This is a genomic window from Profundibacter amoris (assembly GCF_003544895.1).
Taxonomy (GTDB): Bacteria; Pseudomonadota; Alphaproteobacteria; order Rhodobacterales; family Rhodobacteraceae; genus Profundibacter; species Profundibacter amoris.
In genome coordinates, this window is the sequence record NZ_CP032125.1 from 42,189 (window position 1) to 68,327 (window position 26,139).

Below are 26,139 nucleotides of genomic sequence, written 5' to 3' on the forward strand. Positions count from 1 at the left end.
AATACTGATACGCGGGGGGGCGCGCAACCGCAAAAGTGTCGCATAGCGGCGTTTGAATCGGAAAAAACGACATAAAGGTTATGAGAAATGTTTACAGTCACGCTTTTGTCCAGCCCGTCAAACCCTGTGGTCGGCCCCGCTGTGGTCGATTCCCTGCGCAATGCCTGGGGCGGCGGGGATGCGCTGTGGCTGGCACCGGATGTGGCGGCGGAATTTCAGGTGGAAACCGTGCCTGCGAACCGCTGGGCTGTCTGGGCCGACTTGCAGGGCATGGGTGTTGATCTGGTGGTGCAGTCCTGCGAGGGGCGGCGCAAGAAGATGCTGCTGGCGGATATGGACAGCACGATGATTCAGCAGGAATGTATTGACGAATTGGCAGCCGAGGCCGGAATTGGCGACCATGTGGCGCAGATCACCGCGCGGGCGATGAATGGCGAACTGAACTTCGAGGACGCGTTGCGCGAACGGGTCGGGCTGCTAAAGGGGCTGGATTCTGCCGTAATAGAGACTGTTCTGGCCAATCGCATCACCTTGATGCCCGGCGGCAAGGCGCTGTTGGCGACGATGAAGGCCAACGGGGCCTATGCGGCGCTGGTGTCGGGCGGGTTCACCGCCTTTACGGGAATGGTGGCCGAAACGCTGGGCTTTGACGAACATCGCGCCAATACGCTGATCATTGCGGATGGCAAGCTGACGGGCGAGGTCGGGCAGCCGATTCTGGGGCGCGATGCCAAGGTGGTGGCCTTGAACGAAATCACCGCCCGGCTGGGCCTGTCAACGGATCAGGTGATGGCCGTGGGCGATGGCGCGAATGATCTGGGGATGTTGGGGCTGGCAGGGGCCGGTGTTGCGCTGCATGCGAAACCGTCAGTGGCGGCGGAGTGCGATATCCGTATCAACCACGGCGATCTGACGGCGCTGCTGTATATTCAGGGGTATAGTGTGGAAGAGTTTGTTTAGCGCAACATTGTCATCCCCGCGCAAGCGGGGACCCCTCAAAGCGTTGCGCTAAGTTTCAAAAGGTCCCCGCTTGCGCGGGGATGACAACAGCGCTCTAAAACACCCCTTCCGCAGGCCTCACATACCCCGTGGTAATCCCGTTGCAATTCGTAATCGGCGCGTTCATGCGTTTCAATGTGGCAGGATGATTAGGCTCTAACATGCCCAGTTTCACCAATATCGCCGCAATCGCACATTCCGAGGCACGGAAACTGCCATCAGCGATTTTCACCGCCACGCCCAACTTAAGTTCAGGGATGATCGCGGCAAAAACCGCCTCGGCCCCTGTTTTCAGCGCCACGCGCCCGTCCATCGCCCGCATCAGTTCCGTGCAGGCGCGCCCTTCGCCGGCCACCAGTTCGGGATAGGTGGTCATCGCCTGAACCAGCGCCGCCGCAGCCCGTTCGCGCACCGACCCGCCATCTTCGCTGGCTGCGGCGAAAAACGCCATCGCGCGGGCGAAGCCGTGCATGGTGGTGGCGAAATTGGGCGCGGAACAGCCGTCAATGCCAAAACCGGGGCTGTCCATGCCGGTCACATCCTCGAACGCTTCGCGCACGGCCATTTGTACGGGGTGGTCGGGGTCATTGTATTCCGGCCCGCCGCCAAGGTGTTTGTTCAGGGTCAGAAAACCGGTGTGCTTGCCCGAACAGTTGTTGTGGATCTGACAGGGTTTTTCATGGGCGCGGATCAGGGCGTGGTGGGCCTCGGTATCTTTGGGGTCGTGCGAGCCGCAACGTAGATCGGATTCCGACAGGGAAAGTGTCTCTAACCATGCCGAAACGCGGTCTGTATGGATCGCGGCACTGTTGTGCGAGGCACAGGAAAGCGCCAGCTGATCGGTGCCAATTCCGGCCGCCGCCGCCGCGCCGCTTTCGATCAAAGGCAGCGCCTGAATCATCTTTGACGACGAGCGAGGCAGCATCATAAAGTCAGGATCACCCCAGCTTTCGACGATATTTCCTGCCGCATCGCAGATCACCGCGTGGCCCGAATGGACCGATTCCAGAAACGGCCCACGCCAGATTTCAGCCATTGGAACAGGGTTGCTCATCACATTTCCTCTCTGCCTTGCGCGAAAATTTGCCAACAGGGCTTTAATTACTGGGCGATAATACGTTAATGTGTATGTATCGAGTTGAAAACACGCTCGCCCAAGCAAAAGGTCAAGACAAAATGACCACTGGCGCGGCATTAATTGAGGTAAAAACAGCTGGAGGCTGTGAAGGACATGAAATCTATTATCGCTAGAACACTGGGCGGCGCGCTGATTGCCATGTTGGCAACGGGTGCAATGGCGCAGCAATCGACCAACCGCGTGGCGGCCAAAACCGACTGGAGCGTTTTTGTCGAGGATAACCCGACCGAATGCTGGGCTGTTTCCAGTCCCAAGGAAACCGTGAACACCAAGGACGGGCGCGTTGTGGCCGTGCGGCGCAGTGAAATCCTGCTGTTTGTATCCTACCGTCCCGGATCGGGCGTAAAAGGCGAGCTGTCGTTTACCGGCGGTTATCCGTTTGCCAAGGGTTCGACGGTTTCGATGCAGATTGGTGACAACACCTATGAATTGTTTACATCAGGTGAAAATGCATGGCCTGCCACACCGGCGGATGACGCCAAGCTGATCACCGCAATGAAGCGCGGCGCCAAGGCTGTTGTGACCGGTCGCTCTGGACGCGGCACGGTGACCAAGGACACATTCTCGCTGCTGGGCTTTACCGCAGCGGTGGAAGAAGCGGCCAAACGCTGTTCCAACTAGGGTATAGCCCTGTTTGAAATTACCGGCACCCCGTCGCGTTTGTGGCGGGGTGTTTTGTTTGGCAATACCTTTGCGAATCCTTTAAAGGGTTCGTTCTAACCCCGCAGGAGATCGCAATGTCAGACAAGGCCCCCATCACCCCCGAAGTCGTGACCCTGCCGCGCAAAGCGGATCAGGAGGGCAAAGCGAACCTTGTCGGTCTGACCCGCGAGGCACTGCGCGATGCGCTGATCGAGGCAGGCATCTCCGAAAAGCAGGGCAAGATGCGGGCGGGGCAGATATGGCAGTGGATTTACCAAAAGGGTGTCCGCGATTTTGCCCAGATGACCAATCTGTCCAAAGACATCCGCGCCATGCTGGCCGAAAAATTTGTGGTGGCGGTGCCCGAGGTGGTGACCAAACAGGTTTCCAGCGATGGCACCCGCAAATATCTGGTGCGGATCGCGGGCGGGCATGAGGTCGAGATCGTTTACATTCCCGAAGAGGGGCGCGGCACCCTGTGCATTTCCTCGCAGGTGGGCTGCACCCTGACCTGTTCGTTCTGCCATACCGGCACGCAAAGGCTGGTGCGCAACCTGACCGCTGCCGAAATTATCGGGCAGGTGATGGTGGCGCGTGATGATCTGGGTGAATGGCCGGAATTGGGTGTGCCAAACCCGCCCGAGGCCCGGCTTTTGTCTAACATTGTGCTGATGGGCATGGGCGAACCTTTGTATAATTTCGATGCCGTGCGCGATGCGATGAAAATCGCGATGGACCCCGAGGGGATATCGCTGTCGCGTCGCCGGATCACCCTGTCGACATCTGGCGTGGTGCCGGAAATTGCCCGCACAGCGGATGAAATCGGCTGCATGTTGGCGGTGTCATTCCACGCTACCACGGACGAGGTGCGCGACGGGTTGGTGCCGATTAACAAGAAATGGAACATCGAGGTGTTGCTGGATGCGCTGCGGGAATATCCCAAGGCCAGCAATTCGGAACGCATCACCTTTGAGTATGTCATGCTGAAGGGCGTGAACGACAGTGACGAGGATGCGCGGCGTCTGGTGCAGTTGATCAAGGGGATACCGGCCAAGATCAACCTGATTCCGTTCAATGAATGGCCCGGCTCGCCCTATGAGCGTTCATCCAACAACCGCATCCGCGCGTTCTCGGATATTGTGTATAACGCTGGTTATTCATCGCCGGTGCGCAAACCGCGGGGCGAAGATATTATGGCGGCCTGTGGTCAGTTGAAATCGGAAAGCGAGCGCATCAAGAAAAGCCGTAAAGGTACGGCTGCCGATATCTAAGATGGGCCTCGCAAAACATTACAGGTGGTTTTATCAGTCAGGTTTCTGCAGATAATATATTGGTGTTTGTCTGCTGAAATTGGTCGCCCTTGCCAATAGATCGAGCAGTCAGTGGTTTCATTTTCTGCAATTTTGCAGCCGACGGACCACCCAACTTTATAAGCTGCAGAATAACTAAAAGCGTTTCCACATTCGTATTCCATCGTTGTTACATCGCATTTTGATTTATAACATATCTCAAAGACGGGTGCGGACATCGACAGGCTCCCGTCTGTAAAGTTATCGCACCCACCAAAGGCTTGGTTGGTTGCCAGAAAAACAAAAGCAATTGCCAGATTAAGTGATATTTTCTGCATCACTTATGCCCCTACTCGTCACACTTCCCAGTTCTCGATCACCTCGACCGCCTCCTGCGCGGTTTCGACAAATTTGAACAGGTCCAGATCCTCGGCCGAAATCGTGCCCGCATCGGCCAGTACCTCCCAGTTGATGATACTACGCCAGAATTTTTCGCCAAACAGCAGGAAGGGAATACGCTCCATCCGGCCGGTCTGGATCAGGGTCAGGGTTTCAAAAGTTTCGTCCAGCGTGCCGAACCCGCCGGGGAACACGGCCAATGCTTTGGCGCGCATCAGGAAATGCATCTTGCGAATGGCGAAATAGTGGAAATTGAAACACAAATCGGGCGTCACATATTCGTTCGGTGCCTGTTCATGCGGCAGCACGATGTTCAACCCGATCGAAACCCCGCCCGCATCCAGTGCGCCACGGTTTCCCGCCTCCATCACCCCCGGCCCGCCACCGGTGACGATCACGTTTTCCTTGCCGCCATTGCCGTTGCTTTTCAGCGTCATCAGACGGGCAAACTCGCGGGCCTCATCATAGTATTTCGACAGTTCCGCCAGTGTTTTGGTACGGGCTGTATCCTTTTTGGCCGGTTCCGGAATCCGCGCCCCGCCAAACAGAACAACGGTGGAATCTATGCCGGCCTCGTCCAGCGCCATTTCCGGTTTCAGCAGCTCCAGTTGCAACCGCACGGGGCGCAATTCGTCTCGGCACAGGAATTCGTCATCGGCAAAGGCCAGCCGGTAGGACGGCGCGCGGGTTTGCGGCGTGTCCGGTATTTCGAGGGCGGCTTCGATATCCTGCCGCGAGTGGCGCATCGGGTGTTTGCGATGATCTTTGTTCATAGTGCTTCCTTGAATTCCATGTGATGCAACAGTCCTGCATTAAAGCGGTGTTTGTCGGCAATGCCAAGCGCAAACAGATCGCGTTCCCGTGACTTGAACTTCGCCGCCGACAGGCATAGTCACATTGCAAAACCCTGTTATCATTGGTCCTCACATGCAAACTCCTATCCCCCTGATCCGCGATGTTGTTATGATTGGCGGCGGTCACACCCATGCGCTGGTGGCGCGGATGTTCGGTATGAAACCGATGGCAGGCGCGCGCCTGACCCTGATCAATCCGGCCCCCACCGCGCCCTATTCCGGCATGTTGCCGGGCTATATCGCGGGGCATTACGCGCGGATGGATCTGGAGATTGACCTGGTTCGGCTGGCCCGTTTCGCCGGTGCACGGCTGGTGCTGGGGCAGGTCACGGGGATTGATCGTGTAGCCCAACGGGTACAGGTGGCGGGGCAGGCGGATATTGCCTATGACATTGCTTCGGTCAATGTCGGCATCACCACCGAGGCCCCGACCATCCCGGGCTTCACCGAAAACGCGCTGGGGGCGAAGCCGCTGGCACGTTACACGGCGGAATGGGACCGGTTTTTGTCGGATGCCACCGCTGGCCGTCGCACCCCTGACGTGGTGGTGATCGGTGGCGGTGTTGCCGGTGTGGAGCTGTCGCTGGCGATGATGCACCACCTGAAGGCCAACGGTGTCACGGGTGCCCGCGTCACCATTCTGGAGCGGGCTGATACCCCCCTTAGCGGCATCGGCAAAGGGGCGCGAAAGGCCCTGCTGCACCACATTCAGCGACTGGGGGTTGTGTTGAAAACCGGTGCCGAAGTCACCCATATCGCCCGTGATCAGGTGCATCTGGCCGATGGCACATCTGTCCCGAAATCCTTTTGCGTGGGCAGCACCACGGCACGCCCGCATGACTGGTTGCAGGATACCGGCTTGACAAATGATCGCGGTTTTATCGACGTTGGCGAAACCCTGCAAACGCTGTCTGATCCGCTGATTTACGCGGCTGGCGATTGCGCCGACCTGACCCATGCGCCACGCCCCAAGGCCGGTGTTTATGCGGTGCGCGAGGCGCCGGTTCTGTTCCACAACCTGCGCGCCGAACTGACGGGCGGGCAGCGCAAGGCCTTCAAGCCCCAGAAAACATTCCTGAAACTGATCCAGACCGGCGGCAAAGGCGCGATTGCCGATAAGGCCGGTTTGCGGCTGGACGGGCCGCTGTTGTGGAAATGGAAAAACCACATTGATCTGAAATTCATGCGCCAGTTCGAGGAATACCCCGAAATGCCCGCCCCGCCCCTGCCGCGTGACGTGGCCCAAGGCGTGCGCGAGGAAATGGGCGATGTGCCCCTGTGCGGCGGCTGCGGTGCCAAGGTGGCCCCCGCCGATCTGCAAACCGTGCTGCAAACCCTGCCCGCAACCGTGCGCAAGGACGTGCTGTCCGGCCCCGGCGATGACGCCGCCGTGCTGGCCTGTGGCGATGGTGAACAGGTGCTGACCACCGACCACCTGCGCGCCTTTGTCAGCGATCATTACCGCATGGCACGGATCACCGCCATTCATGCCATGGGCGATATCTGGGCGATGGGAGCCAAACCGCAAGCGGCGCTGGCCAGCATTATCCTGCCCCGTATGGGCGCCAAACTACAGGCCGAAACCCTGCGCGAGATCATGCAGGCCGCAACGGAAACCTTCGGGGCCGCCGGTGCCGAAGTGGTGGGCGGCCACAGCAGTCAGGGGGCAGAGCTGACCATCGGGTTTTCCGTTACCGGCCTTGCGGGCGAACGAACCATTTCCAACAGTGGTGCGCAGGCGGGCGATGTTTTGATCCTGACCAAACCGATTGGCACCGGCACCATTCTGGCCGCCGAAATGCGCCTGTTGGCCCAAGGCGGCTGGGTTGAAGCCGCCTACCGGATGATGGAACACCCGCTGGATACAGCCGCCGGTATTCTGACGCCCGTGGCCCATGCGATGACCGATGTCACCGGCTTCGGGCTGGCGGGGCATCTGGATGTGATGCTGAAGGGATCGGATGTGGGGGCAACCCTGAACCTGACGGATATTCCCCTGCTGGAGGGGGTCGCCACGTTGGCCGATCAGGGCGTGCGGTCTACCATCTGGGCGGCGAACCGTGCGGCGGTGCAGATGCAGGCGGATATGACAACCGCGCCGGAAATCCTGCTGTTCGATCCGCAAACGGCAGGCGGGTTGCTGGCGGCGGTTCCGGCGGCAAAGGCGCAAATGATCCTTGAGAAACTGCAAGACGCAGGAGAGCCGGCCGCGATCATTGGCGAAGTAACGGAGGGTAGCGGAATAATGTTGGCTTAGAGCGCAGCCAATCTAATCAAAATACTGCATTCGTCGTGCAACCCGAGGCAGCGTTTGCATTAGCAAATGCGTTCGGGTTGCGCGGCGAATTCAATTGGATTGGATTTGCTCTAACCCAGCAATCTTGCAATCCGGTCTGCCACATCTTCCAGATCATCCCGCCCCAGACCGGCCACGGGTAGCGGCGTGATGTCGTCCGTGCGCTTTCGGGCCTTGCCGTAGCGGGCGTCGTAATGCAGCGCCATCAATTCGCTTGCCAGTTGCTCCATATCACCGGATGCGGCCAGCGCGTGCCAGTCTTTGACCCGCTCTGCCGGATGATAGGGGCGTAACCGATCCAGCGTTTCGGTCAGTCGCGCGGTATCCCCGATCATATCCCGATAAGCCGTGACCAGGTATTTCGCCCGTGCGGCCAGCGGCGCCTGAACCTCCAGACGCGGGGCGTTCTTCATTGCGGCCCACAGCATTGGTGGCACGATCCGCTCACCGACCTTGGAACTCTCGGCCTCGACCACCACGGGCCGCGACGGGTCAATGCCGATGACCACCTGCGCCAAGGCCCCCTCGAACGCCTTTTGCGACGGCTGCCCCCCTGCCATCGCACCAAATAGCGAGCCGCGATGGTTAGCCAGCCCCTCAAGATCAATCACCTGCACCCCGCGCGCTTGCAGCAGGGCCAAAATCTCGGTCTTGGCGCTGCCGGTGTTGCCATCCAGCAGGGTAACGGACGCGGTAAAAGGGGTGTCATAGACCGCCTGTTTCACCAGCCGCCGGTAACTGCGATAGCCGCCTTCCACCACCTTTGCCCGCCAGCCGACCTGTTTCAGAATGGTGGTGAACGATCCCGACCGCTGCCCGCCGCGCCAGCAATAGACCAGCGGTTTCCAGTCGCGGTCATGCTCCATCAGCTGGTCCTCGATATGCTTTGCCGCGTTACGCGCCACCAGCGCCGCGCCGATCTTGCGGGCCTCGAACGGGGAGTCCTGAACATAAATCGTGCCCACCCGCGCGCGCTCACCGTTGTCCAGAACCGGCAGGTTTATTGCGCCGGGGATATGGTCTTCGGCATATTCCGCAGGGGAACGCACGTCGATAACGGTATCAAACGGCAGGGCGGACAGATCGGAAAGGCTGTTCAACTGGTAAGGCATGGGTGCGGTTTACGCCTGTTGGCGGGCGGGTAAAAGGGCCAATCAGCCGCAATGTGGATGCGCGATTTTCTATTCCCGCCGGTCCGCCACTGGTATAAAGCAATCCCTGAACCGCGAATTATTGGAGAAGCCGCATGTCGAATGATCAGTTGGAAACCGTTATCGAGGCCGCGTGGGACGCCCGCGACACCATCACCCCCGCCACAACAGGCGTGGTTCGCGATGCCATCGAGGACACCCTGAACGCGCTGGACAGCGGCAAATTGCGGGTGGCCGAAAAGCAGGCCGACGGCAGCTGGCATGTGAACCAGTGGGCCAAAAAGGCGGTGCTGCTGGGGTTCCGCATCAAGGATATGGAGCCGATGGACGGTGGCCCGCAAGGGACCAGCTGGTGGGACAAGGTAGACAGCAAATTCAAGGGCTGGGGCGCGAACCAGTGGGCGGCGGCGGGGTTCCGCGCGGTGCCTGGTGCGATCGCCCGCAAATCGGCGTTCATCGCCCCCGGTGTGGTTCTGATGCCGTCCTTCGTGAACCTTGGTGCCTATGTGGGCGAGGGGACGATGGTGGATACATGGGCCTCGGTCGGGTCCTGCGCGCAGATCGGCAAGAACGTGCATCTGTCGGGCGGTGTGGGGATTGGCGGAGTTCTGGAACCTATGCAGGCCGGTCCGACTATCATCGAGGACAATTGTTTCATCGGCGCGCGGAGCGAGGTGGTCGAGGGCTGTATCATCCGCGAAGGCTCGGTTCTGGGGATGGGTGTTTACATCGGCCAGTCGACCAAGATCGTCGATCGCGAAACCGGCGAAGTGATGTATGGCGAAGTGCCGCCCTATTCGGTGGTGGTGGCAGGCAACATGCCGACCAAGAACAACATCAGCCTTTATTGCGCGGTGATCGTGAAACGGGTGGACGAGCGGACACGTTCGAAAACCGGAATTAACGAGCTGCTGCGGGACTGATGCACAACATAGGGCAGCGCCCGACACTGGAGGGCATTGGATGGTTGTTTTGCAAATATCCAGAAGATCAATTCCGGCGCTGGTGACTGTCACAACATTGCAAAAGCGCCCTCCTGGGGGAGGGTCGGGCGCTGCCCGGCGATGCCGGGCGAAAGGATGCTATGACTGACAAACCCGAAAAGAAATCCCGCCAGCAGGTTTACACCCTGCTAATCGAAGTGGGTCGCAAGGATGGTGACGGTTTGCCCAAGGGTGCGACCGGTGCCGCGTTGATGGTCTATGCCAGCGGTGTGGACGAGGCCGAGGCGGTGCGTGAAACCGTGGCGATCCTGAAACAGGCCGACATGGCGCCGCTGGATGTCACCGGTTACGGCACCTTGCAGGAACGTCTGGAACAGGGCCACGACATCAGCGACGAGGAAAAGGAACTGATGCAACGCGCACTGGATGAAAATTCGGTGGTGGTGGCGCAGATGACTCCGTTTTTCGAGGACCAGAAGCCCGCCGGCAAAGGTCGCCCCAATTGAAAACCGTTTTTCTGGACCTTGACGGCACCCTGACCGACCCCAAGATCGGTATCACCAAATCCTTTATCCATGCGCTGGAAAAACTGGACCTGCCCGCGCCGCATATGGATGAACTGGAGTGGGTGATCGGGCCATCCCTGATGGATAGTTTCACCCGTATGCAGGTGCCCGACCCGCAGCTGGCGATTAACCTGTATCGCGAGCGGTATACTTCGGTCGGTCTGTTTGAAAACAGTCTCTATTCAGACATTATTCCGGCATTGGAGCAATTACAGGGTGCCGATTACCGCATGTGTCTGGCCACCGCCAAACCGCATGCCTATGCTCGCAAGATCACAGCGCATTTCGGGATTGCCCCGTTTCTGAACCACGAATTCGGCCCCGAACTGGACGGCACCCGCAACAACAAGGCTGATCTGCTGGCCCATGCGCTGGAGCTGACAGGGATAGACCCCGCGCAATCGGTGATGGTAGGGGACCGGCACCACGATTTTGACGCCGCCCGCGCGGTGGGAATGAAGGCGGTTGCGGTCACTTGGGGCTATGGATCAGCCGAGGAATGGGCCACAGCGGATGTGGTCTGCGAGGTCCCGCAGGATTTGCCCGCAGTGATCAGGGAAATCCTGCCGCTTTAGCGGTCACTGACACCGAACCATTTGCGATAGATTTTGCTGTATGTCCCGTCTTCGCGCAGCCGCAGAAGGCTTTGGTTGATCGGCTCGGCCAGCGGGGATTCAGGTGGCAGGATGATGCCGTAATTTTCCCGCAGGAAGACCGGACCTACCAGTTCGGCTTTGCCCATCCCTTCGGTATTTACATAATAGGACAGAATTGGCGCATCAAAGACCACGGCATCCAGATCGCGGCTTTCAAAAGCGGCCAGCAGGGTGTCCAGATCGCCATAGGTCCGGTGCCTCACCTCGCGTGTGTCCAGATAGGCGCTGGCGGTCGATCCCACGGTTGTTCCGACTGATTTCTTTTGCAGGTCATTCACCGAATTTACAGAATTCTGGATACCGGCAATGGTGAGTGTCGCTGTAATTTTGGCAACCACGACAGAAACGATAAACAGCGAGGAAACCACCAGCAGCACACCAAACAAACGCCCGAATACCGATCGCGGCACCCGTTCTTCGAACCCGCCGTTTACCACAAGGTTCAAGGCCCACCAGAAGGCCGGGAAAAGGGCGCGATGTGGCGGCAGGTTGAAATAGTCCTGTTTTTTGCGTTCGAAAAACCACATCACCATACCGCCACCCAGAAGGGCGACAAAGGACATGGCAATTGCCATAAGCAGTTCTTTGGACCAAAGCGCCGACCAGATAGATGGTGCGTTGTTGGCGTCGGAATGCACCATGATTTGTAAACCGCCCTCGAAAATGGGATGGGTGAAATCAAACCGGCTTTCGCGCTTGGCGGTGATCGAGATATTGGCAATTGCCGCATCTGCCTGTCCCTTTTCGACCATATTCAGCATTTCCGGGAATGTATCGGCACGGATAACCTGCGAGTTGCGCCGCATGTCGATCATCAACGCTTTCCACAGATCAATGCTAAAGCCAATGCTCTCGCCGTCTTTCTCCATCGAGAAAGGCGGTCGGGTCACTGTCGCGACGCGCAGCTCTTGAGCAGATGCAAATGTAGGTATAACGCTGGCCAAAAAAGCCAGAATCAACAAAATGCGCATGATATTCCCCCAGGTTGATGTTTCTAATGCACCACGAAGTGACGAATCGCAATCCAAATTTTCCTTTCCGTGGCGTGACAGAATGATGCGCCTGACCGGCAGAAATCCGAAGCGTGGTATGGCCAAGGATTGCGGCCAATCCGGTATCGCTATATCGCTGGTGGCAAGCCTAGGAGAGATAAAATGACCAACCCGATTGATCCCGTCCAGTTAACCGCCGATTTGCTGCGGTGCCCGTCTGTCACCCCGATCGAAGGTGGCGCGCTGGTTTTGATGGAGAAACTGTTGTCAGAGGCCGGTTTCACCTGCACCCGTGTGGATCGGGGCGAGGTGTCCAATCTGTTCGCCCGCTGGGGCAAGCGGGGCAACGGCAAAACCTTCGGGTTTAACGGCCACACCGATGTGGTGCCTGTCGGAGACGAATCCGCCTGGACCCGTGGCCCGTTTAGCGGTGACATTGTGGACGGCTGGCTGTGGGGGCGCGGCGCAACCGATATGAAATCCGGTGTGGCCGCCTTTGCCGCCGCCGCAATTGATTTCGTGCGGGATACGCCGCCGGATGGCTCGATCGTGATGGCGATCACCGGTGATGAAGAAGGCGACGCGGTGGACGGCACCGTGGCGCTGCTGGACTGGATGCAGGCGAACGGCGAGCGGATGGATGCCTGTCTGGTGGGCGAACCCACTTGTCCCAATGAAATGGGCGAGATGATGAAGATCGGGCGTCGCGGTTCGATGACCGCCTATTTCACGGTGAGCGGCAAGCAGGGCCATTCCGCCTATCCCCACCGCGCCAACAACCCGCTACCGCCAATGGCGCGGCTGATTGACCGGCTGGCGGGGTTTGAACTGGATCAGGGGACGGATCATTTTGATGCCTCGACGCTGGCCGTGACCACAATCGACACCGGCAATCCGGCCAACAATGTCATTCCGGCCGAGACCCGCGCGACGGTGAACATCCGGTTCAATGACGCGCACAGCTCGGACAGCCTGACCGAATGGCTGCGGGCCGAGGCCGACAAGGTGGCGGCGGAATTTGGCGTGGAAATCGCGATGACAACGCAGGTATCGGGCGAAAGTTTCATCACGCCGCCCGGTGAATTGTCCGATCTGATCTCGGCGGCGGTTCAGGCCGAAACCGGCGTAACACCGGAACTGTCCACTTCGGGCGGCACATCGGATGCGCGGTTTGTCAAAAACCACTGTCCGGTGGTCGAATTCGGGCTGGTTGGAAAAACCATGCATCAGGTGGACGAACGGGTCGAGGTGGCGCAGATCGAACAGTTGAAATCCATCTACAGCCGGATCCTGCGCGACTATTTCGCATGACCCGCTGGATTGCCAAAACCTGCGATCTGGAAACCTGCCTGCTGTTGCGGCGCAAGGTGTTCATAGACGAGCAAAACGTCCCCGAGGAGGAAGAGGTTGACACCTATGACGAAACCGCCATCCACCTGCTGGCGTTCGAGGGCGATACGCCCGCCGGCACCGCGCGGATTGTGGTGCAGGGCGAGGTTGGAAAAATTGGCCGCGTTTGTGTTCTGAAAGAATATCGCGGCTCGGGGTTGGGTGCCGATCTGATCAATGCCGCGCTGGAACAGATGCGGGATTTGCCCGATGTGACCATCGCCCGACTGGGCGCGCAAACCCATGCGTTGGGGTTCTATGAACGGCTGGGATTTGCCGCCTTTGGCGACGAATATCTGGACGCCGGCATCCCGCATTTCGATATGGAGCGGGCGTTGTGAGGCGGCAAACCCTTGTAGTGATGGTGAAAGAACCCCGTGCCGGACGGGTAAAAACGCGGCTGGGGCGCGACATCGGCATGGTGCCGGCTGCATGGTGGTTTCGCCATTCCGTGCACCGCCTGTTGCGCAATGTGACCGACCCGCGCTGGGATCTGCTGCTGGCGGTTTCGCCGGATGTGGAAGGGCTGCGCAGCCGTGTCTGGCCTGAACACCTGCAGCGCATCCCGCAAGGGCGCGGTGATCTGGGGCAGCGCATGGCGTATCTTTTGGCCCAGCCGCAAAAGGGGCCTGTGGTGATCATCGGTGGCGATATTCCCGGGGTGCGGCGACACCATATTGCCGATGCATTTGCCAAATTGGGCAGGAACAGAGCCGTATTCGGCCCAGCCACCGACGGCGGTTACTGGCTGGTTGGCCTGAAACGCACCACCCCGCCGCCGCGCGCAATGTTCCATGGCGTGCGCTGGTCCACCGAACATGCGCTTACTGATACGCTGGCCACCATGCCCGGCTTTGATCCCGCCTTTGCGGCCACATTGCAGGATGTCGATACCGTGGCGGACCTGTCCAAGATTGCCCCATGACGCCGCTGCTTGGCCGTGATAGGCAAGCGATATGAAACGTATTCCCACCAAAGAGGAAATCCTGACATGGATTTCCGATAACCCGACCCTGACCAGCAAACGCGACATCGCCCGTGCCTTTGGCATCAAGGGCGCCGCGCGGATTGATCTGAAACGCATCCTGAAGGAACTCGAATCCGAGGGCCATCTGCAAAAGCGCCGCAAAACCTATCGCGATCCCGACAGCCTGCCGCCGGTTTCGGTGTTGCAGGTGATGGAACCCGACAGCCACGGCGATCTGTTTGCCCGCCCGATGGAGTGGCATGGCGAGGCCGAGGAACCGCGCATCCTGCTGGTGTTGAAATCATCTGATCCGGCGCTGGGCGCGAATGATCGCATCCTTGCCCGCCTGACCGAGGTCAAAGGCGAGGATCACCGCTATGAAGGCCGCTTGATCCGGCGCATAGGCTCTAACCCGATCCGCCTTTTGGGGGTTTTTCGCAAATACGCCGAGGGCGGGCGGATCATTCCGATCGACAAAGGCAGCGACAAGGAATGGCAGGTGTCGGAACGTGACGTGAACGGCGCCAAGGATGGCGAGTTGGTCGAGGCCGAGCGCGCAGGCCCGAAAAACCGCATGGGCCTGCCCAACGCGCGGGTCATAGCGCGGCTGGGGGATCCGTCACAGCCCAAGGCGATTTCGCTGATTGCGATCCATCAGCACGGCATCCCCGATGCTTTCCCCGACGAGGTGATTGCCGAGGCCGACAAAGCCAAACCCGCGCCGCTGGGAAAACGCGAAGACCTGCGGGATATGCCGCTGATCACCATTGATCCGGCCGACGCGCGCGACCATGACGATGCCTGCTATGCCCACCCCGATGACGACCCCAAGAACAAGGGCGGCCATGTGGTCTGGGTGGCGATTGCCGATGTGGCGCATTACGTCACACCCGGCTCGGCGCTGGACCGCGAGGCGTGGAAGCGCGGCAATTCCACCTATTTCCCCGACCGCGTGGTGCCGATGTTGCCGGACCGTTTGTCGGGTGATTTGTGTAGCTTGCACGAAGGTGTGCCGCGCGCCTGTATCGCGGTGCGGATGGTGCTGGATGCGCATGGGCAAAAGATCAGCCACCGCTTTACCCGGGCAATGATGAAATCCGCCGCCTCGCTGAATTACGAAGAGGTGCAAGCTGCCGTTGATGGGCGACCCAACGACAAGACGAAACCGCTGCTTTCGCCAGTGTTAGAGCCACTTTATGCCGCTTATCATGCCCTGAAAACCGCCCGAAACCACCGTCAGCCGCTGGAACTGGACCTGCCGGAGCGCAAGATCATTCTGTCGGACGAGGGCAAGGTGGTCTCGGTTGATTTTCGTGATCGGCTGGATGCACACAAGATGATCGAGGAATTCATGGTGCTGGCCAATGTCGCTGCCGCCGAGGAACTGGTTGCCAAACGCACTCCGCTGCTGTTTCGCGTGCACGAAGAACCCAGCCCCGAGAAGCTGGAGTCCCTGCGCGAGGTCGCGCAATCGGCAGGGCTGGTGCTGGCCAAGGGGCAGGTGTTGCAAACGCGGCATCTGAACAATCTGCTGGAACAGGCCGAGGGCACCGAGTTTGACGAACAGATCAACCTGTCCACCCTGCGGTCGATGACGCAGGCCTATTACGGGCAGGAAAATTTCGGGCATTTCGGCCTTGCGCTGAAGAACTATGCGCATTTCACCTCGCCGATTCGCCGCTATTCCGATCTGATTGTGCATCGGGCGCTGATTTCCGCGAACAAGTGGGGCAAGGACGGGTTGTCCGAGGCCGAGATCGAGCGGCTGGAAGAAACCGCCAAGCATATTTCCGAGACCGAGCGCCGCTCGATGATGGCCGAACGCGACACCACGGATCGTTATCTGGCGTCCTACCTGTCCGAACGGGTGGGGGCGGAATTCAATGCACGGATTTCCGGCATTGCCAAATTCGGTGTCTTTGCGCGGCTGGATGAAACGGGGGCCGATGGTCTGATCCCGATCCGCACCATCGGGCGCGAATACTACCGCTTTGATCCCGACAGCCAGACCCTGACCGGCGAGGAAACCGGCCTGACTTTGGGCCTTGGCGTGCCAGTTACGGTGCGGCTGGCCGAAGCGGTGCCGGTCACCGGCGGGCTGACGCTGGAGCTGCTGACGGTGGACGGCAAGGCCCTGCCCAAAGGCGGCGGTGGGCGGCGTGGCAAGGGGCCGGTGCGGCGAAAGGCGAATAAATCGCGCAAGAAATCGGCCAAGGTCAAGCGCAAGCGGAAATAGGCGGGCAGGCCCCGGATCAGGTCCGGGGCAGTGCGGTTATTGCGGGATATGGTAAAGCGCATCCCGCATGCGGGCGATGTAATCGGTCAGCACAGCGTCGTTTTTCACCAGATTGCTGACCTCGGTTGGTAGCGGGATCGAGACAAGGCCCGACAGCATAGGGCAAACGCTGGCATCCGCCGCCGTGGGGGAATTGCCAAACAGATAGGGTTTATCGCCCAGTTGCAGCTTGATCGCTTGCAGGTCTCTTCCTGCTCTTTCGGCACGCTCTGCCTCGGTGAAACGCGCGATGCCTTGGGTATATAGACCAGCCTGCAATTTCTTGCGGATTTTGCCGCTGATAATCCCGCGGATCGGTTTGGGAATCGCCTCGAAAATCACATCCCGTGTTACGGCCCAGACATCATCGCGCAACCAGCGGTCAGCGACCTGATGGAAATAGAGGTGCTCCTCGGCCATGCGGATAAACGCGCGCGAGGCGGCCAGGTCACTGTCAGACAGGCCCGCATCGAACTCGGCCCCCTGTTCTTCCAGATAGCTGCGGATGTTTTCGCTGTCGGGGATCAGGCGCTCGCCCACTTTCAAAACCGGCAGTTTCTGCTTGGGCATTTTGCGCACATCGGCCAGTTTCCGTTGCCACGGTTGCCCCGACATATTCAGCAGGCAAATGGATTTGACCACAAAGGGGCTACTGCCCGGTTCGCCAAAATGGTCGGGAAAGGTTAGAAGGGTCAGCATCACGTTTCTCCTGTGTGTTTTCCCACTGTTTACAGTATCCTACTGTCAATTCCTGTCAGTATGGCGCATACTGCCCGCATGTCCCGTACTGATCGCCTGTTCCGTCTGCTGCAAGCCTTGCGCAATTTGCCGGCCCCCGTGACCGCTGCGCGGTTGGCGGAGGAAACCGGCGTGTCCGAACGCACCATCTATCGCGACATCGAAACCCTGCGTGGGGTGGGGGCGATTATTGATGGCACGGCGGGGTTTGGCTATGTGCTGACCGAAGACGCGGCCCTGCCGCCGCTGTCCTTTTCCAACGAGGAAATTGAGGCGCTGGTGCTGGGGCTGCGCGAGGTGGCGCAGATAGGTGACCCTGAACTGGCCGAGGCGGCAACTACGGCTCTAACCAAGCTGAAAGCGCGCCTGCCCGAGGGTCAGGGGCACCGGCTGAAACACGCGGTTTTGTCGGCCAAACGGTTTGCCGAGATCCCCGCGCCAACGGTGGATGTGCCGGCCTTGCGTCGCGCGTGCTGGGATGAACGGGAAGTCGAGTTTGCCTATTGTGATGCCAAAGGGGCGCAAACCCGGCGACGGATCAAACCGCTGGGGATTACCTTTATGGATCGCTCGAACTGCCTGCTGGCCTATTGCCTGTTGCGGCACGATTTCCGGGCTTTCCGGTTGGACCGGATGATGGACCTACAAGTCACAGACCAATCCTTTCGCCCGCACCGCGTGCCGCTGTTACGCGATGCTAAACTGCATTTTGCCACGCATTAGAGCCTGTTTGGCCATGATATGCCCATTTGAACAATCACATCTTTTCGCGAGTCGATAATCAGGTTACATTTGCTGCCAATGTATAAAAAAGAGCAGGTGTAAAAGTGCGCAAGATTATTATGGCCCTCGGGCTGATCGCGGGAACAGTCGCAGGGCCGGTTCTGGCAACAGGAACGCCGGTAGATGGCGCAACCAGACCAGTGGTGCGTCCAACCGTTCCGTTTACCCAAATACGTCCGGCAGCCCGCCCGCAAGAGGCCCCCTTGCCGCAAATACAGGTGGCGGCATCCAACGTCCGTTTCAAGCAATGGATCAAAGCATTTCGTGGTCGTGCGTTGGCGCGGGGGATCAGTGGCAACGTATTTGATCGTGCGTTTCGTGGCGTGAAATATGACCCCGAGATTATTGCCAAGGACCGGAACCAGTCGGAATTTACCAAACAGATATGGGATTATCTGGATAGCGCCGCCTCCCCCGTGCGGGTCAAGAACGGGCAGGCGGCTTTGCGTAAATATGGCCGGACTCTGGACCGGATAGAAGCGCGCTATGGTGTTGATAAAGAGGTGGTTGCGGCGATCTGGGGGCTTGAAAGCGCCTATGGGGCGCATCGTGGCGATGTGGATATCATTCAGGCGCTGGCCACATTGGCCTTTGACGGGCGGCGCGGTAAATTCTTTGAGGCGCAGTTGATTGCGGCGCTGAAAATCATCCAGTCCGGCGATGTGCCCCCCCGCAAGATGAAAGGGTCATGGGCCGGCGCGATGGGGCATACGCAGTTCATTCCCACCAGCTATCTGGCCTATGCACAGGATTTCAACGGCGATGGCAAGCGCGATATCTGGTCGAATGACCCGACCGACGCACTGGCTTCGACTGCATCCTATCTGGCGAAATTCGGCTGGCAAAAAGGACAGCCCTGGGGGGTCGAGGTGGTTTTGCCCAAAGGGTTTAATTTCGGGCTGGCAAACCGCAAGATATTAAAAACGCCATCGGAATGGGGCGCCTTGGGGGTTCGGGCCGCCAGTGGCAAGCCTGTTCCCAATTATGGCCGCGCCTCGATCCTGCTGCCCGCGGGATCGGCGGGGGCTGCATTTATGATTTTCAACAATTTCTCGGTGATCGAAAAATACAACAAGGCCGACGCCTATGTGATCGGGGTTGGCCATCTGTCCGATCGTCTGGCCGGCGGCCCGCCAATCAAGGCCAGCTGGCCCCGTGGCTATGCGCCGCTGTCATTCCGGCAAAAGAAGGAAATGCAGCGCCGGTTGATCCGCAAGGGGTTCGATCTGGAGAAAGTGGACGGTATCATCGGCCCGAACACGATCAATGCCATCCGAGCGTTTCAGCAATCGGTCGGGGTAACGCCGGACGGCTACCCTTCGCAGGACTTGCTGAAGTTATTGAAACAGCGGTAATTCCCTGTAGGGCGGGGTTCACCCCGCCTTATGCCGGCTTCAGCTTGATCATCAGATAGACGTTGTTGGCCTTGAAATGGTCCGCTGTTCGGGTCTTTTCCATCAGGCGTTGGTGCAGGCGGAACCGTTTGCGTTTGCTCATCACTGTGGCCAGTGCGCGTTTGATGAACCAGCGGGTTTTGCGTTTCTTCTGGCCCAGTTCGGTATCAATCCGTGTGATGGCGTGGCCAAAGACGTTGAATAGGGCCTGTTCCAGATCGACCGAGGGGGCGACCGAGGCAGTGATGTCTTCTTCTGAGACAGTGGTTAGCGGCAATGCGGCCAGGGATTCGCGATAGGTGCCGATGCGGTGGCCCCCTCCGACGGTTGAGCCAACCTTTTGCCGTTCAAACCCTTTGGAGCGAAAGCAGTCTGAGACGATAATTTCGCCGCCCTCATCCAGATGATCGGCTGCTTTTTGCAGGGCGATATCGACGGGGATATACTGGAAGCTTTCTGAAAACAGGCAGAGGTCGAATTTCTTGTCCACCTGCAAATCCTCGAACATACATTCATGCACCGTGGCCGCAGGTGCATTTTCACGGCAGCGCCCGGCCAGAAAGGCGCTGGGCACGACGATGTCCACGCTGTGCCCCAGATCCAGCAGCTTGCGGGCGGTTTCACCGGCGCCGCCGCCGATATCGAGTATCCGCAAGGGGCCATCGGGCAGCATTTTGAACAATTTGGTGGTATAGGCGTCCTGCGCGGAGCGCAAATTTCCCGCTGTCACCTCCAGCCCGTCCCACAGGCCGTAGTGCAGGTTTTCGGCACCGGTCAGCCATTTGATGAACGACAGGCCGACATCAAGGCCGATTGCGCGGGTATCTATTTTCTCTCTCATGGGGGAGGGGTTAGCGAATGGCGCGGGATATGAAAAGACCTATCTGCGATCCGGATTGCAAACGCCACCCCGCAGGCATTGCAACATACGGCGTTTTTCGTCTTTGGTCGGTGTATAAAACTCTGATCCGCTACATGGGCCAATCGTCATCCTGTGGCCATACGGGGTGACTTCGAGAAAGGTCATCAACATCCCGTCCATCGCCACAGACCCGCACCATGCGCCAGCACATGTTGTGCTTATCGCAACTGTGGTTTTGATAGGCCGGTCGAAACCGGCGCGGGTTCCTTGATGGCCGATAAAGGTTGCGGTGAAGTTTTCGGATCGGCCGCCGACCACGTCCTCTCGTTCAGGTCCGGGAACTACATTGCGTCTGTTGGTCAAATAGCCAAATACCAGGATATAGCGTTCTTTGGCCTGGCTATGCTCAAGAAAGCTACCTTCGATAGTTGGGCGCGCGCAAGACAAGGCAAGGGCAGGCCCAGCAGTCAGGGCCAAAAGGCAGGTTATCGCCAACAGGCGTTTCACAGTCGCCCTTTGAATTGATCGAACACGGCTGCATATACATGCTGTTTGAAGGGAACAATCCGCTTCATCAACTCATCCGGCTGCATCCATGTCCATTTGGAAAACTCGGGGTGTTTCAGGGCAATATTGACCTGATCGTCGCTGCCGTGAAACCGCATCAGATACCATTTCTGTTTCTGGCCACGATAGCGCCCTTTCCACAGCTTGTGCAGCAGTTCCGGTGGCAGGTCGTAGGTAACCCAGCCATCGGTTTCAGCCTCGATTGTCACCAGATCGGGGGTGACGCCGGTTTCTTCGGTCAGTTCACGCAGGGCCGCATCGCGCGGGGTTTCGCCTTTGTCGATCCCGCCTTGCGGCATTTGCCATGCATCGTTCAGCGCGTCGATCCTTTGACCGGCAAACACCTGACCGTTGCCGTTTGCCAGCACAATACCAGCGTTGGCGCGATAAGGGAGGTTTTCAATATCTTTTGGTGCCATCATGTAAAAAGGGCCGGCGCATGTGGCCGGCCCGTCCTTGTTACTGGTCTTTTGGTGCAAGGGCCGACAGCCCCTTGAGCAGATCAACCGCATAGGCCAGTTGCGCATCTTCTTCGCGCAATTTGGCGGCCTCTTCGGCCTTGGCGCGCTCTTCCTCGATCTGGCGGCGCTCTTCTTCGGTATAGCTGTCGTTGTTCAGCGCATCGCGCAGGTCGGCTTCGGAACGGAATGCCGGGCGATCGCTGTCGATTGCATCCTTGTCCGGATTTTGCTGTGGCTGTTCGACAATGATGTCGGGCGAAACACCCAGCCCCTGAATCGAGCGGCCGGACGGGGTGTAATACCGCGCCGTGGTCAGACGCATCGCGCCGCCGCCTTTAACAGGCATAATGGTCTGAACCGAGCCTTTGCCAAAACTTTTGGTGCCAACGACAACAGCGCGGCGATGATCCTTGAGCGCACCGGCAACGATTTCGGACGCAGAGGCGGATCCGCCATTGATCAGAACCACAACAGGTTTGCCCTGTGCCAGATCGCCGGGGGTGGCGTTGAAACGGTCGCCGTCCTGCGGTGTGCGTCCACGGGTCGATACGATCTCACCGCTTTCAAGGAAGGCGTCGGAGACCTTGATGGCCTGGGTCAGCAGCCCGCCCGGATTGTTGCGCAGGTCGATGACAAAGCCGTTTACCTTGTCCATGCCGCCCACTTCTTCGACCGATTTTTCCAGATTGCTTTTCAGGTTGGCATAGGTTTGATCGTTAAAGGTGGTGACCCGCAGCACGACGGTCTGCCCTTCGGTGCGGGACCGCACGGCTGTCAGTTTGATGGTGTCGCGGATGATTGAAATGTCGAACGGCTCGTCCTTGCCTTTGCGCACCACGGTGATGATGATTTCCGAGCCAATCGGCCCACGCATCATGTCAACGGCTTCGTTCAGGTCCAGACCCAGCAGGCTTTCGCCATCCACATGGGTGATGAAATCGCCAGCTTCGACGCCAGCGGCATCGGCTGGGGTGCCATCCATCGGCGAAACCACTTTTACAAAACCGTCTTCCTGCGTCACCTCGATGCCCAGTCCGCCGAATTCGCCATGGGTTTGCACTTGCATGTCGTCGAAATCTTTTGGCGGCAGATAGCTGGAGTGCGGATCAAGCGATGCCATCATCCCTTTGATCGCGGCCTCGATCAGATCGCCTTCGTCCACTTCGGTGACATATTGCGCGCGGATGCGTTCAAACACATCGCCAAACAGGTCCAGCTGTTCATACACAGTCGCTTTGCTTGCGGTTTCCTGAGCGATCAGCGGCCCGGCAATCTGTGTTGTGGCGATGACGCCAGCCAAAGTGCCACCCAGAGCGGCCATGACGAATTTCTTCATAGTTTCCTAATCCTTGCTTAGTCCGGTTTCGATGCGAACCATGGTTCGGGGTCCAGTGTCTCTTTCCCGTATCTTAGCTCTATATAGAGCGTTTCTGTGCGGGTTGAACCAGCGCTATCACCGGAAAGTGACAAAAAATCACTATTATTCGGTGCATTTCCGCCCATCAGCCCCACCGGTGCACCCGCTTGCAGGACTTCACCGATTTCGCCATAGACACGGTTTAGACCAGCCAGCACCAGAAGGTAACCGTCTGATGGCTCCAGAATCATCACGTTTCCGTAGTCCAGCAGCGGCCCGCGATAACGGATTGTGGCTGCCCAAGGGGTGGTGACGATGGACAGCGGGCGGGTGGCGATCAGCAGGCCGGGGCGGCGGATACCGGCGGCGTCGGCCTCGTCAAACCGGCGCAGGATGGTGCCGTTGACGGGCAGCGGCAAGGTGCCTTTGGCGTCGGCAAACACCGGCAAGTCGATTTCCCGCTCGCCATCATCGGCAAGGTGGGACAGGCCACTGGCGAACCCTTGCAGCGTTTCGCTGCTGTCCAGCAGGATTGCGGTTTTCACCGGGTCTTCGGTAAATTTGCGGGGCAGATCGGTGCGGTCCGATATGGCTTGGGACAATCGGGTGCGGGCGGTCTGAACCTCTTTCAATCCGTTTGCCAGCACTTCGGCCGAGCTTTGCTGAAGGCTGTGCAACAGCGCCACCTCTTCCAGTTGGCCACGCAATTCTTCGGCCTGTGCCTGCAGGGCCGGGGTGACTTCGGACAGGATCATGCCGGAACGCGCGGTGCCGATAGGGCCGGCGGGGTGCAGCATCAACAGCGGCGGGGATGTGGATTCCATGCTCATCAGAACACCCAGCAATTGCGCGATGTCGTCGCGTTTGGCATCGAATTCCAGTTGCAGCGACTGTTCGCGGATGGCGGCGTGACGCATCCCTTTGCGCATCGCGACCAGACCGGATTCATAGGCCTGAACGGTCCGGGTCAGCGCCGCAATCCGGTCGCTGGCCTTATCCGCCTGACGCAAGGCCAATGACGCCGCGTTCAACTGTAATGCGGCCCGTTTGGCCAGAAATGCCGCATCCGGTTCGGCCCATGTGGCGGGGGCCGAAAGAAGCAACACTATGGTCAGGAGCAGGCGACGCATCAGGCCGGTTTGTCGATCAGGCTGTGGCCGGTCATTTCCGGTGGCTTGGGCAGGTTCATCAAGTCCAGCAATGTCGGTGCAAGGTCCGATAGGCGGCCCTGATGCAACGCCGCGCCTTTTGGTCCACCCACCATGATCACCGGCACGGGGTTGGTGGTGTGGGCTGTATGCGGCCCGCCGGTTTCGGGATCAATCATGGTTTCGCAATTGCCGTGGTCGGCGGTGACAATCATCGCGCCGCTTACTTTTTCCAATGCGGCCAATGCACGGCCCAACCCCCGATCCACCGCTTCGCATGCCTTGATCGCGGCGGGGATGCTGCCGGTGTGACCCACCATATCGGGGTTGGCGTAATTGACGACGATCAGATCATAGCGATCGTTGATTGCCTGCACCAGATGGTCGGTCACCTCGGCGGCCGACATTTCCGGTTGCAGGTCATAGGTGGCCACCTTTGGGCTTTGGGCCATATAGCGGTCCTCGCCCTTTTCCGGCTCTTCCTTGCCGCCATTCAGGAAAAAGGTGACATGTGGGTATTTTTCGGTTTCCGCCAGCCGGAACTGGCGCAACCCCTGTTTGGCCACCCATTCGCCCAGCGTGTTCACCAGATGCCGTTTGGGGAAAACGGTGGTCATATAGGCGTTATGCTTGTCCGAATATTCGACCATTCCCAGCATGGCCACCAGTTTCGGGCGCGGTGCGGGATCAAACGCATCGAAATCCGGCTGACCGATGGCCGCCAGTATTTCGCGGGCACGGTCGGCGCGGAAACTAAGGAAGAACAGCCCGTCGCCATCCTGCATCCCTTTGTAGCCGGCAATTACCGTGGGTTTGATGAATTCATCGGTTTCATTGCGGGCATAGGATTGGGCAACGGCATCCGCTGCGGTATCGGTATTCAGTCCCTTGCCGTGAACCATCGCCTCGTAGGCCAGTTGCACCCGTTCCCAGCGGTTGTCGCGATCCATTGCGTAATAGCGGCCAATCACGGTGGCGACCTGCGCCCCTTCGGGCAGGCGGTTTAGCAGATCATTTATAAAATCCGCAGCCGATTGCGGCGGCACATCGCGCCCGTCGGTCAGGGCATGCACCAGCACAGGAACGCCCGCCGCAGTAATCACCTGCGCGGCGGCAATGATGTGGTTGATATGGCCATGCACTCCGCCATCCGAGACCAGAGTGGACAGATGCGCAGTGCCGCCCGAGGCTTTCAACCTGTCGATGAAATCCAGCAGGGCGGGGTTTTTGAAAAAGCTGCCATCCTCGATCGCCAGATCGATCATTCCCAGATCCATCGGCACCACACGGCCGGCACCGATATTGGTATGCCCCACCTCTGAGTTCCCCATCTGCCCGCTGGGCAGGCCCACATCGGGGCCGTGGGTGATCAGTTGCGATGACGGGCAGTCGCGCATAATACGGTCGAAATTCGGCGTATCGGCCAGGGCGGGGGCGTTGGCATCGTCCGCCTCGCGGATGCCCCAGCCATCAAGGATGCACAAAACGACGGGTTTGGGTGTGGTCATGGGTGTGGTCCCTTTTGGAAGGTCAGGGGTGTTTTACGACCGGAAAGGGGGGAGGGCAACTGGTAGGATAGGAGACGGTCTGCTAAAATAACGGGGTAGCAGAAATATAGGTTCCCCTAAAGACAGGGTTAAAGAGTCAGTAACATGTTAATAAAGCTTCGGGACTACGAACGAATTTATAATATAATCCGCTCTGTCATTGCAAATGAAGGCAGTGAAACATCAGGGGCTTGTGCATATTTTAGTGCCTTTGGAGCCTATATTCTTACCAAACACTATAATCTTGACCCTGAATTGAAATGTGGCCTTGCCGCGTTTTACACGGGAGGTAACCATGAAGTTATTTTGTTTGGCGAAGAGCATAATGGCACGGTTACGGGAGCGCTAGACAATTTCCATTGTTGGATCGAAGTCGATGGCTGGGCTATTGACTTTATGGCTCCAGAATTTTCGAAGTTTGATACAGGTAATTTCGATGTGCCCACAAAAATGTTTCAGAAACGCCTTGGTGATATGGCTTCAAATATTAATGATATGGCAGCACCAGGGGACTTTTTCTTTTCGCCAAATACAGAAAAAACACAACTTAATTTGGAGCAGTTCACCTCAAAAATTGGTTATAGTGATTTAGCCGAGATTTGTTCTTCATGGTTCAGGAAATGTCCCAAAAAAATACCTCCGAAGATAATGATTGGAGATGGTAAGGGCAACAATAATTTGGTGACCTTATCTGGGCCACCAATAAAAGGTAGATGGTAGAACAC

At 58.5% G+C, this 26,139-nt stretch carries 26 protein-coding genes; 14 read left to right on the forward strand and 12 right to left on the reverse strand.

What is annotated here, in order from left to right; all coding sequences use genetic code 11:
• Positions 1–87: 87 nt before the first annotated feature.
• Positions 88–960: a phosphoserine phosphatase SerB gene (gene serB, locus BAR1_RS00170; RefSeq protein WP_118941143.1), complete on the forward strand. Its 873-nt coding sequence runs from the start codon at positions 88–90 to the stop codon at positions 958–960.
• 94 nt (positions 961–1,054) lie between these two features.
• On the opposite strand, the gene BAR1_RS00175 is transcribed toward serB, so the two are convergent.
• Positions 1,055–2,053, reverse strand: a complete 999-nt coding sequence (locus tag BAR1_RS00175) for an asparaginase (protein WP_118941144.1) — start codon at positions 2,051–2,053, stop codon at positions 1,055–1,057.
• A 177-nt stretch (positions 2,054–2,230) separates the two neighbouring features.
• Here BAR1_RS00175 and BAR1_RS00180 point away from each other — a divergent pair, with 177 nt between their 5' ends.
• Positions 2,231–2,758 carry an invasion associated locus B family protein gene (locus tag BAR1_RS00180; RefSeq protein WP_118941145.1) on the forward strand — a complete coding sequence of 176 codons (528 nt, stop codon included), beginning with the start codon at positions 2,231–2,233 and terminating at the stop codon, positions 2,756–2,758.
• 116 nt (positions 2,759–2,874) lie between these two features.
• Positions 2,875–4,050 (forward strand): 23S rRNA (adenine(2503)-C(2))-methyltransferase RlmN, encoded by a 1,176-nt coding sequence (gene rlmN, locus BAR1_RS00185; RefSeq protein ID WP_118941146.1) that lies wholly within the window; start codon positions 2,875–2,877, stop codon positions 4,048–4,050.
• On the opposite strand, the gene BAR1_RS17830 is transcribed toward rlmN, so the two are convergent.
• Positions 4,047–4,406, reverse strand: a complete 360-nt coding sequence (locus tag BAR1_RS17830; RefSeq protein WP_162891616.1) for a hypothetical protein — start codon at positions 4,404–4,406, stop codon at positions 4,047–4,049. The genes rlmN and BAR1_RS17830 overlap by 4 nt on opposite strands.
• 18 nt (positions 4,407–4,424) lie before the next feature.
• Complete coding sequence (locus BAR1_RS00190) at positions 4,425–5,240, reverse strand: LOG family protein (RefSeq protein ID WP_118941147.1); 816 nt, start codon at positions 5,238–5,240, stop codon at positions 4,425–4,427.
• A gap of 154 nt (positions 5,241–5,394) precedes the next feature.
• On the opposite strand from BAR1_RS00190, the gene selD reads away from it, so the two are divergent.
• Positions 5,395–7,578 carry a selenide, water dikinase SelD gene (selD, locus tag BAR1_RS00195; RefSeq protein ID WP_118941148.1) on the forward strand — a complete coding sequence of 728 codons (2,184 nt, stop codon included), beginning with the start codon at positions 5,395–5,397 and terminating at the stop codon, positions 7,576–7,578.
• A 110-nt stretch (positions 7,579–7,688) separates the two neighbouring features.
• Here selD and mnmH read toward each other — a convergent pair whose 3' ends face one another.
• On the reverse strand, positions 7,689–8,729 hold the full coding sequence (mnmH, locus tag BAR1_RS00200) for a tRNA 2-selenouridine(34) synthase MnmH (RefSeq protein WP_118941149.1): 1,041 nt from the start codon (positions 8,727–8,729) through the stop codon (positions 7,689–7,691).
• A gap of 134 nt (positions 8,730–8,863) precedes the next feature.
• Between mnmH and dapD the strand changes: the two genes are divergently transcribed.
• The 3 genes from dapD to BAR1_RS00215 all read left to right on the forward strand — a co-directional run bounded on the left by dapD (position 8,864) and on the right by BAR1_RS00215 (position 10,853).
• Positions 8,864–9,691, forward strand: coding sequence for a 2,3,4,5-tetrahydropyridine-2,6-dicarboxylate N-succinyltransferase (gene dapD, locus BAR1_RS00205; protein WP_118941150.1), 828 nt, complete (start codon positions 8,864–8,866; stop codon positions 9,689–9,691).
• Positions 9,692–9,852: 161 nt separating this feature from the next.
• A complete protein-coding gene (locus BAR1_RS00210) occupies positions 9,853–10,218 on the forward strand; it encodes a hypothetical protein (RefSeq protein WP_118941151.1) in 366 nt (121 codons plus the stop codon).
• On the forward strand, positions 10,215–10,853 hold the full coding sequence (locus tag BAR1_RS00215) for an HAD hydrolase-like protein (RefSeq protein ID WP_118941152.1): 639 nt from the start codon (positions 10,215–10,217) through the stop codon (positions 10,851–10,853). Before BAR1_RS00210 ends, BAR1_RS00215 begins: the two co-directional genes overlap by 4 nt.
• Here BAR1_RS00215 and BAR1_RS00220 read toward each other — a convergent pair.
• Positions 10,850–11,905: a transporter substrate-binding domain-containing protein gene (locus tag BAR1_RS00220; RefSeq protein WP_118941153.1), complete on the reverse strand. Its 1,056-nt coding sequence runs from the start codon at positions 11,903–11,905 to the stop codon at positions 10,850–10,852. The two genes, BAR1_RS00215 and BAR1_RS00220, sit on opposite strands and share 4 nt — an antisense overlap.
• Before the next feature lie 183 nt (positions 11,906–12,088).
• Here BAR1_RS00220 and dapE point away from each other — a divergent pair, with 183 nt between their 5' ends.
• Genes dapE through rnr form a run of 4 tightly spaced genes read left to right on the forward strand, consistent with a single transcriptional unit; the run spans position 12,089 to position 16,518 of the window.
• Positions 12,089–13,237 (forward strand): succinyl-diaminopimelate desuccinylase, encoded by a 1,149-nt coding sequence (gene dapE, locus BAR1_RS00225; RefSeq protein WP_118941154.1) that lies wholly within the window; start codon positions 12,089–12,091, stop codon positions 13,235–13,237.
• Positions 13,234–13,656, forward strand: coding sequence for a GNAT family N-acetyltransferase (locus BAR1_RS00230; protein WP_118941155.1), 423 nt, complete (start codon positions 13,234–13,236; stop codon positions 13,654–13,656). The genes dapE and BAR1_RS00230 overlap by 4 nt, the downstream gene beginning before the upstream one ends.
• 20 nt (positions 13,657–13,676) lie before the next feature.
• On the forward strand, positions 13,677–14,240 hold the full coding sequence (locus BAR1_RS00235) for a TIGR04282 family arsenosugar biosynthesis glycosyltransferase (RefSeq protein WP_118941156.1): 564 nt from the start codon (positions 13,677–13,679) through the stop codon (positions 14,238–14,240).
• Positions 14,241–14,271: 31 nt separating this feature from the next.
• Positions 14,272–16,518 carry a ribonuclease R gene (gene rnr / locus BAR1_RS00240; protein ID WP_118941157.1) on the forward strand — a complete coding sequence of 749 codons (2,247 nt, stop codon included), beginning with the start codon at positions 14,272–14,274 and terminating at the stop codon, positions 16,516–16,518.
• Positions 16,519–16,554: 36 nt separating this feature from the next.
• Here rnr and BAR1_RS00245 read toward each other — a convergent pair whose 3' ends face one another.
• Complete coding sequence (locus BAR1_RS00245; RefSeq protein ID WP_118941158.1) at positions 16,555–17,256, reverse strand: glutathione S-transferase family protein; 702 nt, start codon at positions 17,254–17,256, stop codon at positions 16,555–16,557.
• A gap of 78 nt (positions 17,257–17,334) precedes the next feature.
• On the opposite strand from BAR1_RS00245, the gene BAR1_RS00250 reads away from it, so the two are divergent.
• Both BAR1_RS00250 and BAR1_RS00255 read left to right on the forward strand, forming a co-directional pair.
• Positions 17,335–18,018 carry a helix-turn-helix transcriptional regulator gene (locus BAR1_RS00250; protein WP_118941159.1) on the forward strand — a complete coding sequence of 228 codons (684 nt, stop codon included), beginning with the start codon at positions 17,335–17,337 and terminating at the stop codon, positions 18,016–18,018.
• Positions 18,019–18,137: 119 nt separating this feature from the next.
• Positions 18,138–19,433 (forward strand): lytic murein transglycosylase, encoded by a 1,296-nt coding sequence (locus BAR1_RS00255; RefSeq protein WP_118941160.1) that lies wholly within the window; start codon positions 18,138–18,140, stop codon positions 19,431–19,433.
• A gap of 28 nt (positions 19,434–19,461) precedes the next feature.
• On the opposite strand, the gene BAR1_RS00260 is transcribed toward BAR1_RS00255, so the two are convergent.
• From BAR1_RS00260 to gpmI, 6 genes are read right to left on the reverse strand one after another with little or no spacing between them, the layout of a single operon-like run.
• Positions 19,462–20,313, reverse strand: coding sequence for a class I SAM-dependent methyltransferase (locus BAR1_RS00260; RefSeq protein ID WP_118941161.1), 852 nt, complete (start codon positions 20,311–20,313; stop codon positions 19,462–19,464).
• A gap of 39 nt (positions 20,314–20,352) precedes the next feature.
• The gene (locus BAR1_RS00265; RefSeq protein ID WP_118941162.1) at positions 20,353–20,841 is read right to left on the reverse strand and encodes a hypothetical protein; all 489 of its coding nucleotides are present in this window, start codon (positions 20,839–20,841) and stop codon (positions 20,353–20,355) included.
• Entirely contained in the window at positions 20,838–21,320 is a 483-nt protein-coding gene (locus tag BAR1_RS00270) for an RNA pyrophosphohydrolase (protein WP_118944280.1), read from the reverse strand. The genes BAR1_RS00265 and BAR1_RS00270 overlap by 4 nt, the downstream gene beginning before the upstream one ends.
• A gap of 40 nt (positions 21,321–21,360) precedes the next feature.
• The gene (locus BAR1_RS00275; RefSeq protein ID WP_118941163.1) at positions 21,361–22,698 is read right to left on the reverse strand and encodes a S41 family peptidase; all 1,338 of its coding nucleotides are present in this window, start codon (positions 22,696–22,698) and stop codon (positions 21,361–21,363) included.
• A gap of 17 nt (positions 22,699–22,715) precedes the next feature.
• On the reverse strand, positions 22,716–23,849 hold the full coding sequence (locus BAR1_RS00280; RefSeq protein WP_118941164.1) for a murein hydrolase activator EnvC family protein: 1,134 nt from the start codon (positions 23,847–23,849) through the stop codon (positions 22,716–22,718).
• The gene (gene gpmI, locus BAR1_RS00285) at positions 23,849–25,375 is read right to left on the reverse strand and encodes a 2,3-bisphosphoglycerate-independent phosphoglycerate mutase (protein ID WP_118941165.1); all 1,527 of its coding nucleotides are present in this window, start codon (positions 25,373–25,375) and stop codon (positions 23,849–23,851) included. The genes BAR1_RS00280 and gpmI overlap by 1 nt, the downstream gene beginning before the upstream one ends.
• Before the next feature lie 144 nt (positions 25,376–25,519).
• Here gpmI and BAR1_RS00290 point away from each other — a divergent pair, with 144 nt between their 5' ends.
• Complete coding sequence (locus tag BAR1_RS00290) at positions 25,520–26,134, forward strand: DUF2026 family protein (RefSeq protein WP_118941166.1); 615 nt, start codon at positions 25,520–25,522, stop codon at positions 26,132–26,134.
• Positions 26,135–26,139 lie beyond the last annotated feature (5 nt).

Bases quoted from the DNA above. Each gene is read 5' to 3' on its own strand.
- serB (WP_118941143.1), top strand. From the start codon at position 88: ATGTTTACAGTCACGCTTTTGTCCAGCCCGTCAAACCCTGTGGTCGGC.
- BAR1_RS00175 (WP_118941144.1), bottom strand. From the start codon at position 2,053: ATGAGCAACCCTGTTCCAATGGCTGAAATCTGGCGTGGGCCGTTTCTG.
- BAR1_RS00180 (WP_118941145.1), top strand. From the start codon at position 2,231: ATGAAATCTATTATCGCTAGAACACTGGGCGGCGCGCTGATTGCCATG.
- rlmN (WP_118941146.1), top strand. From the start codon at position 2,875: ATGTCAGACAAGGCCCCCATCACCCCCGAAGTCGTGACCCTGCCGCGC.
- BAR1_RS17830 (WP_162891616.1), bottom strand. From the start codon at position 4,406: ATGCAGAAAATATCACTTAATCTGGCAATTGCTTTTGTTTTTCTGGCA.
- BAR1_RS00190 (WP_118941147.1), bottom strand. From the start codon at position 5,240: ATGAACAAAGATCATCGCAAACACCCGATGCGCCACTCGCGGCAGGAT.
- selD (WP_118941148.1), top strand. From the start codon at position 5,395: ATGCAAACTCCTATCCCCCTGATCCGCGATGTTGTTATGATTGGCGGC.
- mnmH (WP_118941149.1), bottom strand. From the start codon at position 8,729: ATGCCTTACCAGTTGAACAGCCTTTCCGATCTGTCCGCCCTGCCGTTT.
- dapD (WP_118941150.1), top strand. From the start codon at position 8,864: ATGTCGAATGATCAGTTGGAAACCGTTATCGAGGCCGCGTGGGACGCC.
- BAR1_RS00210 (WP_118941151.1), top strand. From the start codon at position 9,853: ATGACTGACAAACCCGAAAAGAAATCCCGCCAGCAGGTTTACACCCTG.
- BAR1_RS00220 (WP_118941153.1), bottom strand. From the start codon at position 11,905: ATGCGCATTTTGTTGATTCTGGCTTTTTTGGCCAGCGTTATACCTACA.
- dapE (WP_118941154.1), top strand. From the start codon at position 12,089: ATGACCAACCCGATTGATCCCGTCCAGTTAACCGCCGATTTGCTGCGG.
- BAR1_RS00230 (WP_118941155.1), top strand. From the start codon at position 13,234: ATGACCCGCTGGATTGCCAAAACCTGCGATCTGGAAACCTGCCTGCTG.
- BAR1_RS00235 (WP_118941156.1), top strand. From the start codon at position 13,677: ATGGTGAAAGAACCCCGTGCCGGACGGGTAAAAACGCGGCTGGGGCGC.
- rnr (WP_118941157.1), top strand. From the start codon at position 14,272: ATGAAACGTATTCCCACCAAAGAGGAAATCCTGACATGGATTTCCGAT.
- BAR1_RS00245 (WP_118941158.1), bottom strand. From the start codon at position 17,256: ATGCTGACCCTTCTAACCTTTCCCGACCATTTTGGCGAACCGGGCAGT.
- BAR1_RS00250 (WP_118941159.1), top strand. From the start codon at position 17,335: ATGTCCCGTACTGATCGCCTGTTCCGTCTGCTGCAAGCCTTGCGCAAT.
- BAR1_RS00255 (WP_118941160.1), top strand. From the start codon at position 18,138: ATGGCCCTCGGGCTGATCGCGGGAACAGTCGCAGGGCCGGTTCTGGCA.
- BAR1_RS00260 (WP_118941161.1), bottom strand. From the start codon at position 20,313: ATGAGAGAGAAAATAGATACCCGCGCAATCGGCCTTGATGTCGGCCTG.
- BAR1_RS00270 (WP_118944280.1), bottom strand. From the start codon at position 21,320: ATGGCACCAAAAGATATTGAAAACCTCCCTTATCGCGCCAACGCTGGT.
- BAR1_RS00275 (WP_118941163.1), bottom strand. From the start codon at position 22,698: ATGAAGAAATTCGTCATGGCCGCTCTGGGTGGCACTTTGGCTGGCGTC.
- BAR1_RS00280 (WP_118941164.1), bottom strand. From the start codon at position 23,849: ATGCGTCGCCTGCTCCTGACCATAGTGTTGCTTCTTTCGGCCCCCGCC.
- gpmI (WP_118941165.1), bottom strand. From the start codon at position 25,375: ATGACCACACCCAAACCCGTCGTTTTGTGCATCCTTGATGGCTGGGGC.
- BAR1_RS00290 (WP_118941166.1), top strand. From the start codon at position 25,520: ATGTTAATAAAGCTTCGGGACTACGAACGAATTTATAATATAATCCGC.